Origin of the sequence: Lentzea alba (assembly GCF_011067745.1) — a bacterium.
Classification (GTDB): Bacteria; Actinomycetota; Actinomycetes; order Mycobacteriales; family Pseudonocardiaceae; genus Lentzea; species Lentzea alba.
On sequence record NZ_JAAMPJ010000001.1, the window covers coordinates 1,279,054 to 1,294,651 of the forward strand.

18 protein-coding genes are annotated in these 15,598 nt (G+C 67.8%); 7 read left to right on the forward strand and 11 right to left on the reverse strand.

The window, feature by feature from the left end:
* Positions 1-3 precede the first annotated feature (3 nt).
* The 4 genes from G7043_RS06065 to G7043_RS06080 all read left to right on the forward strand — a co-directional run bounded on the left by G7043_RS06065 (position 4) and on the right by G7043_RS06080 (position 3,294).
* The gene (locus tag G7043_RS06065) at positions 4-411 is read left to right on the forward strand and encodes a succinate dehydrogenase hydrophobic membrane anchor subunit (RefSeq protein ID WP_166044529.1); all 408 of its coding nucleotides are present in this window, start codon (positions 4-6) and stop codon (positions 409-411) included.
* A gap of 22 nt (positions 412-433) precedes the next feature.
* Complete coding sequence (gene sdhA / locus G7043_RS06070; RefSeq protein ID WP_166044530.1) at positions 434-2,188, forward strand: succinate dehydrogenase flavoprotein subunit; 1,755 nt, start codon at positions 434-436, stop codon at positions 2,186-2,188.
* Positions 2,188-2,970 (forward strand): succinate dehydrogenase iron-sulfur subunit, encoded by a 783-nt coding sequence (locus tag G7043_RS06075; RefSeq protein WP_089949242.1) that lies wholly within the window; start codon positions 2,188-2,190, stop codon positions 2,968-2,970. Before sdhA ends, G7043_RS06075 begins: the two co-directional genes overlap by 1 nt.
* A gap of 72 nt (positions 2,971-3,042) precedes the next feature.
* Positions 3,043-3,294: an MFS transporter gene (locus G7043_RS06080; RefSeq protein ID WP_166044531.1), complete on the forward strand. Its 252-nt coding sequence runs from the start codon at positions 3,043-3,045 to the stop codon at positions 3,292-3,294.
* A gap of 17 nt (positions 3,295-3,311) precedes the next feature.
* Here the strand turns inward: G7043_RS06080 and G7043_RS06085 are convergent, their stop codons facing one another.
* Positions 3,312-4,577: a D-alanyl-D-alanine carboxypeptidase family protein gene (locus G7043_RS06085; protein ID WP_166044532.1), complete on the reverse strand. Its 1,266-nt coding sequence runs from the start codon at positions 4,575-4,577 to the stop codon at positions 3,312-3,314.
* Between the two features lie 61 nt (positions 4,578-4,638).
* On the opposite strand from G7043_RS06085, the gene G7043_RS06090 reads away from it, so the two are divergent.
* Positions 4,639-4,866: an SCO4848 family membrane protein gene (locus tag G7043_RS06090; RefSeq protein WP_166044533.1), complete on the forward strand. Its 228-nt coding sequence runs from the start codon at positions 4,639-4,641 to the stop codon at positions 4,864-4,866.
* Positions 4,867-4,874: 8 nt separating this feature from the next.
* Positions 4,875-5,225, forward strand: a complete 351-nt coding sequence (locus tag G7043_RS06095) for a hypothetical protein (protein ID WP_086660975.1) — start codon at positions 4,875-4,877, stop codon at positions 5,223-5,225.
* 96 nt (positions 5,226-5,321) lie between these two features.
* Here the strand turns inward: G7043_RS06095 and G7043_RS47510 are convergent, their stop codons facing one another.
* Positions 5,322-5,831: a hypothetical protein gene (locus G7043_RS47510; RefSeq protein ID WP_207310569.1), complete on the reverse strand. Its 510-nt coding sequence runs from the start codon at positions 5,829-5,831 to the stop codon at positions 5,322-5,324.
* Between the two features lie 80 nt (positions 5,832-5,911).
* Here G7043_RS47510 and G7043_RS06105 point away from each other — a divergent pair, with 80 nt between their 5' ends.
* Positions 5,912-6,826 (forward strand): hypothetical protein, encoded by a 915-nt coding sequence (locus tag G7043_RS06105; RefSeq protein ID WP_166044534.1) that lies wholly within the window; start codon positions 5,912-5,914, stop codon positions 6,824-6,826.
* A 166-nt stretch (positions 6,827-6,992) separates the two neighbouring features.
* On the opposite strand, the gene yhjD is transcribed toward G7043_RS06105, so the two are convergent.
* The 9 genes from yhjD to G7043_RS06150 form a co-directional block, all read right to left on the reverse strand.
* Positions 6,993-7,979 (reverse strand): inner membrane protein YhjD, encoded by a 987-nt coding sequence (yhjD, locus tag G7043_RS06110; protein ID WP_313887718.1) that lies wholly within the window; start codon positions 7,977-7,979, stop codon positions 6,993-6,995.
* Positions 7,980-8,003: 24 nt separating this feature from the next.
* Positions 8,004-9,029: a tryptophan--tRNA ligase gene (gene trpS / locus G7043_RS06115; RefSeq protein WP_166044535.1), complete on the reverse strand. Its 1,026-nt coding sequence runs from the start codon at positions 9,027-9,029 to the stop codon at positions 8,004-8,006.
* Positions 9,030-9,055: 26 nt separating this feature from the next.
* Positions 9,056-9,211, reverse strand: a complete 156-nt coding sequence (locus G7043_RS06120) for a hypothetical protein (protein ID WP_207310570.1) — start codon at positions 9,209-9,211, stop codon at positions 9,056-9,058.
* 158 nt (positions 9,212-9,369) lie between these two features.
* Complete coding sequence (locus G7043_RS06125; protein WP_166044537.1) at positions 9,370-11,892, reverse strand: bifunctional FO biosynthesis protein CofGH; 2,523 nt, start codon at positions 11,890-11,892, stop codon at positions 9,370-9,372.
* Between the two features lie 62 nt (positions 11,893-11,954).
* The gene (locus G7043_RS06130) at positions 11,955-13,613 is read right to left on the reverse strand and encodes a TIGR03767 family metallophosphoesterase (protein WP_166044538.1); all 1,659 of its coding nucleotides are present in this window, start codon (positions 13,611-13,613) and stop codon (positions 11,955-11,957) included.
* 243 nt (positions 13,614-13,856) lie between these two features.
* Entirely contained in the window at positions 13,857-14,201 is a 345-nt protein-coding gene (locus tag G7043_RS06135; protein ID WP_166044539.1) for a HepT-like ribonuclease domain-containing protein, read from the reverse strand.
* On the reverse strand, positions 14,191-14,499 hold the full coding sequence (locus G7043_RS06140; protein WP_166044540.1) for a nucleotidyltransferase family protein: 309 nt from the start codon (positions 14,497-14,499) through the stop codon (positions 14,191-14,193). The genes G7043_RS06135 and G7043_RS06140 overlap by 11 nt, the downstream gene beginning before the upstream one ends.
* Positions 14,500-14,545: 46 nt before the next feature.
* Entirely contained in the window at positions 14,546-15,340 is a 795-nt protein-coding gene (locus tag G7043_RS06145) for an exodeoxyribonuclease III (protein WP_166044541.1), read from the reverse strand.
* A gap of 11 nt (positions 15,341-15,351) precedes the next feature.
* Positions 15,352-15,558 (reverse strand): hypothetical protein, encoded by a 207-nt coding sequence (locus G7043_RS06150; protein ID WP_166044542.1) that lies wholly within the window; start codon positions 15,556-15,558, stop codon positions 15,352-15,354.
* Between the last annotated feature and the right edge of the window lie 40 nt (positions 15,559-15,598).

Below are 15,598 nucleotides of genomic sequence, written 5' to 3' on the forward strand. Positions count from 1 at the left end.
GCCATGTCTCTCGCACTCGACAAGCCCCGTCAGCCGCGCCGCCCCGCGGCCCGTCGCAGCAACGGCGAGCTCTACAGCTGGCTGTTCATGCGCCTGTCCGGCTTGCTGCTCGTGGTCCTGGTCCTGGGCCACCTGTTCATCATGAACATCCTCGACGGCGGCGTCCACAAGATCAACTTCGGTTTCGTGGCCGGCCGCTGGGCTTCTCCGTTCTGGCAGTTCTGGGACCTCGCGATGCTGTGGCTCGCGCAGATCCACGGCGGCAACGGCCTGCGGACTGTCATCAACGACTACGCCCGCAAGGACTCCACCCGGTTCTGGTTGAAGATGCTGCTCTACGTGTCGATGGTGCTGATCATCTCGCTCGGCACGTTCGTGATCTTCACCTTCGACCCGAACATCTCGAACTGACCCGCGCGGGGAGCCCACCACAATGCAGTTCCACAAGTACGACGTAGTCATCATCGGCGCTGGTGGTGCCGGAATGCGCGCGGCGATCGAGTCCGGCCAGCGCGCCCGCACCGCGGTGCTCACCAAGCTCTACCCCACGCGTTCGCACACCGGCGCGGCTCAGGGCGGCATGTGCGCCGCCCTCGCCAACGTCGAGGAGGACAACTGGGAGTGGCACACCTTCGACACGATCAAGGGCGGCGACTACCTGGTCGACCAGGACGCCGCCGAGATCATGGCGAAGGAGGCCATCGACGCCGTTCTCGACCTCGAGAAGATGGGCCTGCCGTTCAACCGCACGCCCGAGGGCAAGATCGACCAGCGCCGGTTCGGCGGGCACACGCGCAACCACGGTGAAGCCGCCGTGCGCCGCGCCTGCTACGCCGCGGACCGCACCGGTCACATGATTCTCCAGACGCTGTACCAGAACTGCGTCAAGCACGGCATCGAGTTCTTCAACGAGTTCTACGTGCTCGACATCTGCCTGACCGAGACGGAGAACGGCCCGGTCTGCACCGGCGCCGTCGCCTACGAGCTCGCGACCGGCGAGATCCACGTCTTCCAGGCCAAGTCCGTCGTGTTCGCGACCGGTGGTTTCGGCAAGGTCTTCAAGACCACGTCGAACGCCCACACGCTGACCGGCGACGGCATGGGCATCATCTTCCGCAAGGGCCTGCCCCTGGAGGACATGGAGTTCTACCAGTTCCACCCGACCGGTCTCGCGGGTCTCGGCATCCTGCTGACCGAGGGTGCCCGCGGTGAGGGCGCGATCCTGCGCAACGCCTCGGGTGAGCGGTTCATGGAGCGCTACGCCCCGACCATCAAGGACCTGGCGCCGCGCGACATCGTGGCCCGTTCGATGGCCCTCGAGGTGCTGGAAGGCCGTGGCGCCGGCCCGAACAAGGACTACGTGCTGCTCGACTGCACGCACCTCGGCGCCGAGGTGCTGGAGACGAAGCTGCCGGACATCACCGAGTTCGCCCGCACCTACCTCGCGGTCGACCCGGTCGTCGAGCCCGTCCCGGTGTACCCGACCGCGCACTACGCGATGGGTGGCATCCCGACGAACATCCACGGCGAAGTGCTGCGGGACAACGACAACGTCGTTCCCGGCCTCTACGCCGCCGGCGAGTGCGCCTGCGTCTCGGTGCACGGCGCGAACCGCCTGGGCACCAACTCGCTGCTGGACATCAACGTGTTCGGCCGCCGCGCGGGCATCGCCGCCGCGGAGTACGCGCTGTCCCGCGACGAGCACGTCGAGCTGCCGGAGAACCCGGCGGCTCAGGTCGAGGCTCAGGTCGCTCTCGTCCTGTCGGAGCACGGCCAGGAGCGCGTGGCGGACATCCGCACCGAGCTGCAGGCCACCATGGACGCCAACGCGTCGGTGTACCGCACCGAGGACACGCTGAAGCAGGCGCTGCACGACGTTCAGGCCCTGAAGGAGCGCTACGCGCACATCCAGGTGCAGGACAAGGGCAAGCGCTTCAACACCGACCTGCTGGAGGCCGTCGAGCTCGGCTTCCTGCTGGAGCTGGCCGAGGTCCTGGTGCACGGCGCACTGGCGCGCAAGGAGTCCCGCGGCGGTCACGCCCGCGAGGACTACCCGAACCGCGACGACACGAACTTCATGCGCCACAGCATGTTCTACAAGCAGGGCGACGGTCTCTCGGCCGACATCCGGCTCGACTACAAGCCCGTGACCTTTACCCGGTACAAGCCGATGGAGCGCAAGTACTGATGACCGCCACCGCTGAAACCACTGCTGGCTCGCGCGGCTCCCAGCCGCCGGTTCCGGACGGCGCTGTAACGGTCACCGTCAAGATCCGCCGGTTCAACCCGGAGTTCGACGACGAGCCGCGCTGGGACTCGTTCGACATCCCCGCCCTCCCGTCGGACCGCGTGCTGAACCTCCTCCACTACATCAAGTGGTACGTGGACGGCACGCTGACGTTCCGCCGCTCCTGCGCGCACGGCATCTGCGGTTCGGACGCCATGCGCATCAACGGCGTGAACCGCCTGGCGTGCAAGGTCCTGCTGAAGGACCTGCTGCAGAAGGGCGACAAGCAGACCACGATCACCATCGAGCCCATCAAGGGCCTGCCGGTGAACAAGGACCTGCTCGTCGACATGGAGCCGTTCTTCGAGGCGTTCCGCGCGGTCAAGCCGTACCTCGTGACCTACGGCAACGAGCCGACGCGCGAGCGCATCCAGTCGGTCGCCGACCGCGAGCGGTTCGACGACACCACGAAGTGCATCCTGTGCGCCTGCTGCACCACGTCCTGCCCGGTCTACTGGACCGAGGGCTCGTACTTCGGCCCGGCGGCGATCGTGAACGCGCACCGGTTCATCTTCGACTCGCGCGACGAGGGCGCTGAGGAGCGGCTCGACATCCTCAACGACATCGACGGCGTGTGGCGGTGCCGGACCACGTTCAACTGCACCGACGCCTGCCCGCGTGGCATCCAGGTCACCAAGGCGATCCAGGAAGTGAAGCGCGCGCTGCTGTTCAAGCGCGTCTGAGGTTTCTGCGTTCGGAAGCGCCGCGTTCCCGTTGGGAGCGCGGCGCTTTCGCGTTCAACCGGCTCGTTCACGGTGCCGTTCTTCGGCAACGCGTTGTCGGCGGCGGCGCCGGACGAGACCGGGTGGGCGTCGGGGTTGTTGAACGCGGTGCAGCAACTCGGCGCGACGGCCGGGGTGGCTCTGCTGGGCGCGGTGTTCTTCCGGTTCGGGGTGACCGCCGCGGTGCTCGCCTCGATGGTGTTGATCGTCACCGTGTTGGTGCTCACCGTCGTGATGGTGCCCCGACGCGAACGAGCCCCCAGCGCGCACGCTGGAGGCTCGTAGCAGGCCCTTCCGAGTGGCTAGACGCTCTGAGCCGCCTGTGCGGCCTGACGGCGCGCCCGTGCCGCTTTGGCGCGCTTGTTGCGGATGTAGAGGAGCAGACCGGCCAGCAGACCGATGCCCGCCGCTGCCGTGATCGGCAGGCCGACGGTGCCGAACGCGGTCGGCGTCGGGCGGCCGGTGGTGGGATCGGTGGGGGCCGCGCCATTGGACGAGTCGTTGTTCTGGGTGGGGACGACGTTCGGCTTGGGCTGCGGGGCGCCGTCCACCAGCTTGCCCACCCCGCCGGGACCCATGGCGAAGCCGTAATCGAGCAGCTTCGCGGCCTGGGCGGTGATGTGCGTGGGCTGCACCTCGCCGCGCAGCAGGACGACGACGAGGCGGCGGCCGTTGCGTTCGGCGGCACCCACGTACGTGTGCTTGGAGTCGTCGGTGTAGCCCGACTTGCCGCCGATCGCGCCCTCGTAGCTGTTGAGCAGGCGGTTGTCGTTCGTCAGCGGGATCGTGCCGCCGTTGCGGCCGGGGAACGTCGACTGCTTGAGCTTGATGGCCTGCGCGAACTCGTCGTACTTCATGGCGCCGCGGAAGATCAGGGCCACGTCGTAGGCGGAGGTGCTGGTGCCGGGGCCGTCGAGGCCGGACGGGGTCACGGCGCGGGTGTCGAGGGCGCCGAGCTCCTTCGCCATGGCGTTCATCTTGCGCAGGGCGACCGGGACGCCGCCGAGCTGGCGGGCCAGCGTGTGCGCCACGTCGTTGCCCGACGTGAGCAGCAGGCCGTGCAGCAGCTGGCGGACCGTGTACTGGCCACCGTCCTTGAGCCCCACGCAGGTGCACTCCTGCTGGGTGTCCTCGGCGCTGGCGGTGACGACGAGGTCGCCGCGGAGCTCCTTGGCGACGACCATCGCCAGCAGCACCTTGATGACGCTCGCCGGACGCTGACGGCCGTGCGGGTCGTACGCGGCGAGGACGGCGCCGCTGTCCATGTCCGCGAGCAGCCACGAGGCCGCGGTCATGCCGGCCGGCGGCTGCGCCGAGTTCGGCGGCAGGATCAGGCCGCACTCACCCAGCCGGTCGCCACCGATGGGCTTCTCCTGCACCTCGAGCGGGGTCGGGGCCTTCTGACCCTGCGCCGGCTGCTCGGACGTGTCCACCGGCGGCGGCGGGGTCTCGCGATTAGCGCACTGAGCCGAGCCGGCGGCCTGCTGTGCGGTGCCGGTCGGTGCGGCGAACGCGGCTGTGGCCGTTGCTAGGACCAGGGCGACGATGAGCCGTTTGGGGAAGGGCACGGCTCCAGGCTATCCACCCCCGTTTAGCGGCTTGCACGCACCACGTCCGATACTGGTCGCCGTGAAGCTCTCGCGCCCGATGTCACTCTTCCTGGTGGCTTTCGGAGTGTGGTCGTGGGTGATCTGGCCCACGTTCCTGAAAAACATCTGGAACGACCCACGTTCGTTCAGCGACGGACCTACCCCGTTCTTCACGGTGCACCTGGTGCTCGTGATCGCCTCGCTCGTGTTCGGCAGCGTCATCGGCGTGCTGGGCGTGCGGGGTTTCCTGGCCACCCGACGTCGATAGGAATCACTGTGGAGTTCGTACGCCTGCTGCTGGTGTTCCTGCACCTGCTGGGCATGGGCATGCTCGTCGCGATGATCATGTTGCAGGCCAAGGCCGGCAAGGACGCGCCGGTCAACAAGGGCTGGCTGCACGGTGCCGCCCTGCAGCTGCTGACCGGCGTCGCGCTGGTGGGCATCGACCCGCTGGTCGACTCGGTGAAGTACGACCACATCAAGATCGGCGTGAAGCTGCTGGTCGTCGTGGCCATCGCCGCGGTCGTGGCGATCAACGTCAACAAGCCCAAGGCCCCGTCCTGGCTGCTGCCGACCGCCGCGTCACTCGTCGTGCTGAACATCGGCGTAGCGGTCTTCTGGACCTGATCGGGGGATGTCGCGTGCACGCGTGGGTGACGTGTGCGCGCGGCACGCGCGACCTGCGGTATCCGGGCGCAACCATCGGTCCATGTCACGTATCGCCTACATCGGTGTCCTCGCCGCGGGTGCGGTGTTGACAGTCGTCGGACTGTCAGGTGCCGGCCCTGAGGCCGCGGCCTCAGGTGACGGCCGCGTGTGCGCCGCCGCGTGGTGCCCGAAGGAACGTCCAGGCTGGCGCTCGCCCGAACCACGAGGCGAGCACACCACGACGACGAAGCCGACCACCACCACGACGACGCCGTGCACCACCACCAGCAGCACCACGACAACGACGTCAACGACCACAACGCCGCCCTCGTCGACGACCACGACAACGACGTCAACCAGCACCACCACGACGACGCCTCCGACGTCGACCAGCACGACCACGACGACCACCACGCCGCCGGTCACCACGACCACGACTCCGGTGACGACCACACCGCCGAAGACGACGCCTCCGGTCACGAAGCCCCCGCAACACCAGGACAACCGCCTGGCCAGCACGGGTGCCTCCTCGATCGGCTGGCTGGTGGCACTCGGTGTGCTGCTGGCGGTGGCGGGCGCGCTCATGCTGCTGATCGACCGCGCCAGGCACACCCTCCGACGCTGACCCGCCGAAAACTGTCGGTGGTGCTCGTCACACTGACGACATGCGAATCGAACAACTGCGCGACCGCAGCGATCTCGGTGTCATCAGTGCCGTCGCCCTGAAGTCCCTGGGGTTCCCGAACCCCTGGCTGAAGTGCGGTCCGGGCGGGCCGTGGCAGCGCATGCACCCAGGTGTGGTGCTGCTGCACAACGGCCCGCCCACGCGCGACCAACAACTGACTGCGGCCCTGCTCCGCGCAGGCCCGGGCGCCGCAGTCACCGGCGCCGAGGCGTGCCGACAACACGGCCTGCCCGCACGCGGCTCCGAGATCCACGTGCTGACCCCCGGCTCAGCCCGCGGCAGCGGCGCGTTGATCCTGGAGCGCGCCTCCCCCATGCCCCCGGCCTCCGACATCGGAGGCTTCCCGCTGGTGTCGCCGGACCGAGCCGTGGTCGACGCGTGCCGCCAACTGCACTCGTCCGACGAGGCCACAGCCCTGATCGCCGCCGCCATCCAGAAGGGTCGCTGCACCCCGGAGAGCCTCCGTCGGGAAGCCCGCACCAACCGCTTCGGCACCAAGCTCGTCCGCACCGTGCTGCAAGAACTAGGCCGCGCCGAATCCGTCGCAGAACGCGACGCCCGCCGCCTCTCCCGCCGAATCCGGCTGACCACCCCGCGCTGGAACGTCACTCTCGCGGACGCCGACGACCTGATCATCGGCAGACCGGACGCCTGGTTCGACGACGTGGGCCTGGCCTGGGAAATCGACTCGAAGGCCTTCCACTACGGCCCGCGCGACTACGAACGGACCCTCGCCCGCAACAGCAGATACGCGGCCGCGGGGATCCTCGTCGTGCAAACGCTGCCGAACCGGCTGCGCGACAACCCGGAGCAGGTCGCGCGGGAGCTGAAGAAGGCACACCGAGCGGCAGCGGCCCGGCCACGCCCACCAGTGCGGATCGTGGAGGTGGCCTGACGACGCAAGTGCCGCGACGGGTACGCCCCCGTGTGATGCCGCGCCGGGTGACAAGCGGCTGGGTCGGCATGAGCGCATGCCCCGCTGGGCAACAACCGGCTGGGTAGCGGTAGGCACCCACGCAAGGCCGACCCGCACGGCCGAAGGCCCCGAAGGGCTGACCCACCTACCGCCGCCGCCACCGCAACCCGAGCAACGCCCCGACCACAGCCCCCGCCCCCAGCATCAACGAAGGCGAAGGCCCAGTCCGAACCGAAACCACAGGCTGAATCACAGCCGGCGGCGGCGCCGGAACCGGCTCAGGCTCCCGGTTCTCCCGAGCCGTGGCCGTCCAAGCAGCGATGAACAGCAAGAACTGCGCCACCAGGTTCGCGAACACCAGAACACCGATGACCGACCCGAACGCGGCCGAAGTCGGCGATGACGTCACGAACGACAGAAAGATCGTCGCCGCCTGCTTCAGCACCTCGAACCCGATCGCGGCCGCCAGGGCCCCGCGCAGCGCCGAACGCCAGCCGACGGGCTTGCGCGGCAACCGCGCGAGCACCCACAGGAACACCATCCAGTTCGCCAGCAACGACAGGAGGATCGAGCCGATCTTCAGCAGCGCGCGGGCCCAGCCGGCGTCCTCAAGCCCCAGCCACTCCAGCACTTCCTTGGCGAACCCGGAACCCAGAGCGGTGATGCCGAACGACAGAACGATCGCCAGCCCCAGACCGACCAACGACAGCAGGTCGCGCCACAACGTGCCGAAGAACGGCAGGTTTTCCTTGGCGTGCCCCCATTGCGCGGTCAGCGCGTCCCGGAGGTTGCTCATCCAGCCAAGACCGGAGTACGCGGCACCGAGCAGACCGATGATGCCGACGGTGCCCTTGGAGTCCAGGGCGGTGTTCACGGCCTCGTTGATCTGCTCGCGAAGCTGCTTGTCCGGCACCGCCTCGGCGATCGCCGAACGCAGGTCGGCCAGCAGCTCCGGCTGCGACTGCAGCACGAAACCGGCGACGGCGAAACCGATCATCAGGATGGGCACCAGCGACAGCACGCTGAAGTACGTCACCGCAGCTGCGTAGTGGGTGCCGTACCTCTCCGTGTAGCGCTCGTACGCCAGCATGATGTGGTCGAGCCACGCGTACTTCCGCCGCCACTTGTCCACGGGCAAGACGCTAGTGCAAGTGCACTACTCAGGCAGGACAAAACCGATCTTCTCGTACGTGCGGCGCAACGTGCCGGACGCGACGTCACGTGCGCGCTCGGCGCCGCGGGCCAGGATCTTGTCCAGCGAGGCCACGTCGTCGAGGTACGTCCGGACGCGTTCCTGGATCGGCGTGACCCACTCGGTGAAGACCTCGCCGAGGTCCTTCTTCAGGTCGCCGTAGCCCTTGCCGTCGTAGTCGAGGACCAGCGACTCCACCGAACGGCCCGTCAGGGCCGAGTAGATGGTCAGCAGGTTCGAGACGCCCGGCTTGTTCTCGACGTCGAAGATGATCTCGCGGCCCGTGTCGGTGACGGCCGAGCGGATCTTCTTGGCCGAGCGCTTCGGGTCTTCCAGCAGCTCGACGACGCCGCCGGGCACCGACTTGCTCATCTTCGCCGTCGGGTCCTGCAGGTCGAAGATCTTGGCGGTGTCCTTGACGATGTACGCCTCTGGCAGGCGGAAGGTCTTGCCGTAGCGCGAGTTGAAGCGGGTCGCGAGGTCGCGGGTCAGCTCCAGGTGCTGGCGCTGGTCCTCGCCGACCGGCACGTAGTGCGCCTGGTACAGCAGGATGTCCGCGGCCTGCAGGATCGGGTAGGTGAACAGGCCCACGCCGACGGACTGCTCCTGGCGCGCGGACTTGTCCTTGAACTGCGTCATCCGCGACGCCTCGCCGAAGCCGGTCATGCACTGCATGACCCAGCCGAGCTGGGCGTGCTCCGGAACGTGCGACTGGACGAACAGCGTCGCGCGGTTCGGGTCGATGCCCAGCGCGAGCAGCTGGGCAGCCGACACTCGGGTGTTCTGGCGCAGTTCCTTCGGGTTCTGCTCCACGGTGATCGCGTGCAGGTCGACGACGCAGTAGAACGCGTCGTGGTCTTCCTGCAGCGCCACCCACTGCCGCACCGCACCCAGGTAGTTGCCGAGGTGGAACGACCCGGCCGTCGGCTGGATGCCGGACAGGACGCGGGGGCGCTTGACGGGCTGTGCTGGCGCGTTCTCCGTGGACACGACGAAATCTTCTCAGACCAGGTGAATCAGTTCTGCGCGGTGTCCTGCGGTGCCAGGTCGATGCGCTGGTTCGCCGCCGTGACCGTGGCCGGCTTGCGCCGCTTGACCAGGCCGTACACCAGACCGCCGACGCCCGCCGTGACCGCGACCAGGCCCACCGGACCCGCAGCGGTACCGGTCATGCTGCTCTCAACCGCAGCGCTCAGTACCAGACTCATGCCGTGCACTTGCCGAGCCTCCCCAAGGCACAGACTCACCCCGGAAGGGTGAACCTTGCTGACTGATTGGCCGCCAAGCTACCGATGGCCGGTAGCGTCGATGCGCCGAATCAGACTATCGGTCACTGGTGATCGGTTCGCACTCGCCCATATGTCGTAGTCCGCTGACGGGCGTTACGCCCTGCGAGCGAAGCCAGGGTTTCAAGCTCACGCACAGTACGCGCGGACCCGTGTTCGGACCCGGCCATGCGGCTGATGGTCTCCTCCATCAGCGTCCCGCCGATGTCGTTCGCACCACCGTTGAGGATCTCCGCGGTGCCCTCGTCGCCGAGCTTGACCCACGAGCACTGGATGTTGTCGATCCGACCGTGCAACGCCAACCGCGCGAACGCGTGCACGGCGCGGTTGTCGCGGCGAGTGGGGCCCGGGCGGGCGACTCCGGCCAGGTAGATCGGGGCGTTGCGGTGCACGAACGGCAGCGCGACGAACTCGGTGAGCCCGCCGGTGCGGTCCTGCAGGTTCGCCAGCACGCGGAAGTGGCTGAGCCAGTGGCCGGGGTGGTCCACGTGGCCGTACATCATCGTGCTGGAGGAGCGAATGCCCAGCTCGTGGGCCGTTCCGACGACGTCCAGCCAGGTCGCGGTCGGCAGCTTGCCCTTGGTCAGCACCCACCGCACGTCGTCGTCGAGGATCTCGGCCGCCGTACCGGGGATCGTGTCGAGGCCGGCTTCCTTGAGCTCGCTGAGCCACTCGCGCACGCTCACGCCCGCCTTCGCGGCGGCGGAGACGATCTCCATCGGGCTGAACGCGTGCACGTGCATCTCGGGCAGCCGCTTCTTGATCGCGCGCACGACGTCCGCGTAGTAGGTCACCGGCAGCTTGGGGTCGATGCCGCCCTGCATGCAGACCTCGGTGGCACCCGAGTCCCACGCCTCCTGCGCGCGGTCGGCGACCTCCTCCGCCGAGAGCCGGAACGCGTCCGCGTCGCGCTCGCGCTGGGCGAAGGCGCAGAAGCGGCAACCGACGTAGCAGACGTTCGAGAAGTTGATGTTCCGGTTGACGACGTACGTGACGTCGTCGCCCACGACCTCGCGGCGCAGGTCGTCGGCGAGCCTGGTCATCTCTTCGAGCGCCTCGCCGTCGGCGGTGAGCAGCGCCATCGCGGCGTCGGTGTCGCCGAGCAGCGCGGCCGGGTCGTTCGCGGCGATCTTCAGTCCACGTTGGACGTCTTCGGAAAGCCGTTGTGGCGCAACGGGAATCTTCAGCTCGTCCCAGTCGCCGTAGACCTCGTCGAAGTCTCCGCGCCGGTCGCTCGTGCGGCCTTCGGTGTCGATCGCGGTGTTGAGGTCCGCGCGCCCGAACGTGTCGAGCCCGCCGTCCGGCTCCTGCCACTCACGACCGACGACCTCGGCGTCCGGGTTCGCGAGGCCGTTCTCCAGCGCCAGCGCGGAAACGTGCGCGGTGAGCCGGGTGTCGATCCACTGCCCCGCCGCCGCGCGGACGAAGCGCGGGTAGACGTTCAACCGTTCCTGCAAGGAGAAACCGGCTTCACGGGTGATGTCGACGAGCTCGTCGACCTGAGGCCACGGCTTCTCGGGGTTCACGTGGTCGGGCGTGATCGGCGAGACGCCACCCCAGTCGTCGACGCCGGCGCGCAGCATGAGGTCGAACTCCTCGCCGACCAGGTTCGGCGGCGCCTGCACGCTCACGGTCGACGGCATCACCAGGCGCGCAACGGCAATCGTGGCCGCGAGCTCGGTGAGGTCGGCGTCGGGCATGCCGCGCATCGCCGTGTCCGGCTTGGCGCGGAAGTTCTGGATGATCACTTCCTGGATGTGCCCGTACTGCTTGGCGACCTGGCGCATCGCGAGCAACGACTCGGCGCGCTCGGCGATGGTCTCGCCGATCCCGATCAGGATTCCGGTGGTGAACGGGACGTTCACGCGCCCGGCGTCGGTCAGCACCCGCAGGCGGACAGCGGGATCCTTGTCCGGGCTGCCGTAGTGCGGGCCGCCCTTCTCGCTCCACAGGCGCTCGGCCGTGGTCTCCAGCATCATGCCCATGCTGGACGCGACGGGCCGCAGCCGGGTCAGCTCCTCCCAGCTCAGCACGCCGGGATTGAGGTGCGGCAGCAGACCGGTCTCCTCAAGCACCGCAATGGCACTGGCCCGCACGTAGTCCAAAGTGGACTCGTATCCGCGCGCCTCCAGCCACTCCTTCGCGGCGGGCCAGCGGTCCTCCGGCCGGTCGCCGAGGGTGAACAGCGCCTCCTTGCACCCCTGCGCCGCGCCCGCCCGTGCGATCGCCAGCACCTCGTCGCGTTCGAGGAACGCGGCGGGCACCTTGTGCGGCACGGTCGCGAACGTGCAGTAGTGACAGCGGTCGCGACACAGTCTGGTCAGCGGGATGAACACCGACCGGCTGTACGTGACGACCCCGGGCCGTCCCTCCGCGAGCAGGTGCGCGTCCCGCACCTTGCCCGCCGACGTCAACAGCGCGTCGAGGTCCTCCCCGCGCGCGTGCAACAACACGGCTGCCTCGGTCGCGTCGAGCACAGCGCCGTCAGCGGCCCGACGCAACGCACGCCGCATGGCCGCCGCGCTCGGGCGGGGCTGCGGTGGGATTAGCGAGATGTCCACTGCCACGTCAACGACCTTAGGCCGCTGAAATTCCTGATCAGTTGCGATCGGCTGTGGGACATCCCACTTCACCGCACGGTGACCAGCAACTCCGTGTTCCGGTCCAGGGGCGTGCCCAGCGGGTTCGTGCGCGAGTGGATGTCGTTGTAGGTGATCTCCCGGCACAGGCTCGCCAACGCCGTGTCTGACCTGTCGTCGTAGTCGACCTGATACGGCGCGTCCGCCTCTAGAAGCGTCGTGAACAGCGACAACGTGCCGTCCCCGTTGTCCGCGACCTCGATGACACGGGCGTGCTGCGGGTAGTCGACGTGCGCGGCGGTGTTGATCTCCCAGAAGCTCCTGGACGGCGTGTCGTGCCGGTGCGGCGTGATGATGTTGCGGTGCGTGTGCCCGTTGACCCACGCCAGCACGTTCGGAAACCGCTGCAACAGGTTGACGAGCGCGTCACCGTTCATCCGCGGATCCAGCGGCCGGCGCCGGTCCGGTAGTACGTTGCCCATCGTCGTGCTCGTGTGGTGGCTGAACAGCACGAACAGCTCGTCAGTGACGTTCTGCCGTGTGGGCCTGCCGAGCCAGTCGTAGTAGAGCGAGCTGTTGCGCTTGAGCGTCTTCTCGATCCAGTTGAGCTGATGCAACCCGATCGAACCTGTCGCGAACCCGGCGAGGTTCGTGGTGTCCATGCTGATGCCCGTGACGCCGGGCGCCATCCGGAACGTGTAGAAGACGTCCACGCCATCCGCGTTGGCGTCCGTGTAGCCGTGCCCACCCGACGGCAAATGCTTGCGCACGAACTCACCGGTGTCGAACAACCGTCGCCTGCTGTCCGGCGTAACGGTCCGGACGACGCCGCCACTAGCGAGGATGGCCATCGCTTCCGGGATGGCCGTGGGGTCGTTGAACGCCTGCGCGACCTTGGCGTTCTGCACGGGATCGCCAAATCCGACGATCTTCTTCCGCCCGGTGTACCAGCTGTCGAGCAGCCCGTCCGGCAGCGAGCCGACCACGCTGTCGTCGTGGTTGCCGATCGTGGAGTACCAGGGGATGTTCAGGCCGGGGCTGGTGAACTCCCTGATGGCCGCGTCGAGCAGCCCTTGCAGCTGCGGGAAGCCCTTCGCCTTGTAGTCGTCCGACCCGCTGAGGTCCGGCTGCCAGAACGTGCTGATGCCGGCGTTCTGCACACCCTCGTACCTCACGTCGCCGGTGTTCGGCACGATCCGGCCGCCGTTGAGGACCGTGAGGAACCAGTCGAGCTCGATGTTCTCGTGGTTGTCGGTGTTGTCGCCGGTCGTCATGAGGAAGTCGAACGGCCTGCCCGTCAGCGGTCCGTTCCGGACGGCGTTGACCCGCCTGACGAGCGACGTCGAACCCTGCGTGGTGAGCGCTTCCTGCGGCCGGTGCGCGCCCGACCCCATGACCGGGTACAGGTACTCGAACCGCAGCGGGCTCTGCGCGTCGCAGATGTGCATGTCGCTGAACTGCACGAAGCTGGCGAGAGCTGTCCGCCGCGCTTCCCGGCCCGCCTTGGCCTGGACGAGGTCGGTGCGGATCACGGTCGGCCACCCCGGCCCCGCCGCGAGCCTGCGGTAGCCGCCGGTACCGATCGGCGCGGCCGTGGTGTCGAGCGTGGTGCCCGTGGTCGACGCAATCGCTTGCGCGTCGAGGAGTGGCACGCCTGCCGCGCCCACACCCATCGCCAGGAGGAACGAACGCCGATTGAAACCCGTCATGACCGCCCCGATTCATCGATGGTGAATCGTGTTCATGTTCGGGGAGCTGGTGGGTTAAATCGAGCGGTCAGGTGGGGGACGGGAGCGATAAAGGCCGGGTGGGCTGGATCAGTCGGAGTAGACGACGGCCTGCCGAGCGCGACGCTGAAACGCAGCAGACGACCAATCCGACGAGCAGGTCACGGCTGAGGACGAGAAGACGTTCAAGTTCATCGCTGTGCGACGGCCCGGCAACGAACTTGCTCAGCCGAGCCCGGCGAGCAGTTGGCGAATGTGCTCCTCCAACTGAGGGCGCTTCTCCGCGAGCACCTGCCACACCAGAGCGTCGTCCACGCTCGCGTAGCCGTGGATGAGGATGTTGCGGAACGCCACGATGCGGGGCAGATCGGGGATCGAGGCGGCGAGCTTCTGATCGACCTTCGAGAGGTTGTTGAGCGCCTCGCCGATGATCTCGAACTGACGCTCGACCGCCGACCTCAACATCGCGTCGGCCAGGTAGTCCGCAAAGGACTTGCCGCTGCTGAACTCGGCCAGCAGTTCGGTGGCGCGCAAGGCATCCCACAGGTAGGTGCGGGGATCACGCCGCATACAAGGTTTCCTTGGTGTCCATGACCTGCTGACGGAAGTACGGGTTGCGAATGCTCGCGCTGACGACCAGGTCGACAGGCCGGGCGAGGATCCGCTCCAACCCTTCCTTCAGCGCGAAGTAGGTGCCGAAGTGGTCAAAGCTGTCCGTGACGTCGAAGTCCACGAGGACATCCACATCGCTGGACTCGACGTCGAACGACTCGCTGACCGCAGAGCCAAACACGTCGAGCCGCCGAACGCCCAGTGTGCGGCACAGGTCCTCGATCTCAGCCCGCCTTGCGGCTACGACCTCGTGCACCCTTGCCACCTCCCGGCCACGATTGTGCCTGACTTCCGGCGCTTGGTCAGTCCGAGTACTCGACGGTGACCGGGGCGTGGTCCGACCAGCGCTCCGCGTACGTCGCCGCCCGCTCCACCACCGCGGACCGAGCCCGAGCCGCCAGCCCGTCCGTCGCCACCTGATAGTCGATCCGCCACCCGGAGTCGTTGTCGAAGGCCTTCCCTCGGTAAGACCACCACGAGTACGGCCCGACGACATCAGGGTGCAGCGCGCGCACCACGTCGTTGTACCCAGAAGAGAACACCGAGGTCATCCACTCCCGCTCATAAGGCAGGAAGCCGGACTCCTTCTGGTTCGTCTTCCAGTTCTTCAGGTCGGCCTGCTGGTGCGCGATGTTCCAGTCACCACACACGAGCACCTCACGGCCCGACACGGCCGCCTTCTCTCGCAGCGACACCAAGTAAGGCAGGAAGGACGCCATGAAGCGGTCCTTCTCGTCCTGCTTCTCGGTGCCGACGTCGCCGGACGGCAGGTACAGCGAGGCCACCACGACGCCGGGCAGTTCGATCTCCACATAGCGGCCGCTCGACTCGAACTCGGACGCTCCGAAGCCCACACGGACCGATGAGGGCTCGACGCGCGAGAGCACAGCAACGCCCGCGCGGCCCTTCAGCGAGGATGGGGCGTAGACGCCGTGCCAACCCAAGGGCGAGTGGACCTCCGCGGACAGTTCAGAGGGTTCCGCGCGGACTTCCTGCAGACACACGACATCTGCGGACGAAGCCTGGAGCCACTCGAGGTAGCCCTTCTTCGCGGCAGCGCGAAGACCGTTGACGTTGACCGTGGAGACCGTGAGCACGACGGAGGAGCCTACTTGGAGGCCAGGCCCCAGGGCTTCGGGTACTCGGCACCGCAGCCTGCGCAGTGGGCGGTCAGGTCCAGGTACCCGACGATGGTGGCCATCTCGTCGCGGGGCAGCGCCAGTTGACGCTGGCCGTCGATCTCGGTGTAGAGGCCCCGCCACTCGGGCTCGCAGGAGCACTGCGTAACGCCTTTGGCTCTACCCCACCGAAACATGTTCCGCAGCATGCCCACAAGTTTGTCACACGCGACCGGC

Bases quoted from the DNA above. Each gene is read 5' to 3' on its own strand.
- G7043_RS06135 (WP_166044539.1), bottom strand. From the start codon at position 14,201: ATGCGGCGTGATCCCCGCACCTACCTGTGGGATGCCTTGCGCGCCACC.
- G7043_RS06065 (WP_166044529.1), top strand. From the start codon at position 4: ATGTCTCTCGCACTCGACAAGCCCCGTCAGCCGCGCCGCCCCGCGGCC.
- G7043_RS06120 (WP_207310570.1), bottom strand. From the start codon at position 9,211: ATGACCGGTACCGCTGCGGGTCCGGTGGGCCTGGTCGCGGTCACGGCG.
- G7043_RS06105 (WP_166044534.1), top strand. From the start codon at position 5,912: ATGCGAATCGAACAACTGCGCGACCGCAGCGATCTCGGTGTCATCAGT.
- sdhA (WP_166044530.1), top strand. From the start codon at position 434: ATGCAGTTCCACAAGTACGACGTAGTCATCATCGGCGCTGGTGGTGCC.
- G7043_RS47510 (WP_207310569.1), bottom strand. From the start codon at position 5,831: ATGAGCGCGCCCGCCACCGCCAGCAGCACACCGAGTGCCACCAGCCAG.
- G7043_RS06130 (WP_166044538.1), bottom strand. From the start codon at position 13,613: ATGACGGGTTTCAATCGGCGTTCGTTCCTCCTGGCGATGGGTGTGGGC.
- G7043_RS06075 (WP_089949242.1), top strand. From the start codon at position 2,188: ATGACCGCCACCGCTGAAACCACTGCTGGCTCGCGCGGCTCCCAGCCG.
- G7043_RS06150 (WP_166044542.1), bottom strand. From the start codon at position 15,558: ATGTTTCGGTGGGGTAGAGCCAAAGGCGTTACGCAGTGCTCCTGCGAG.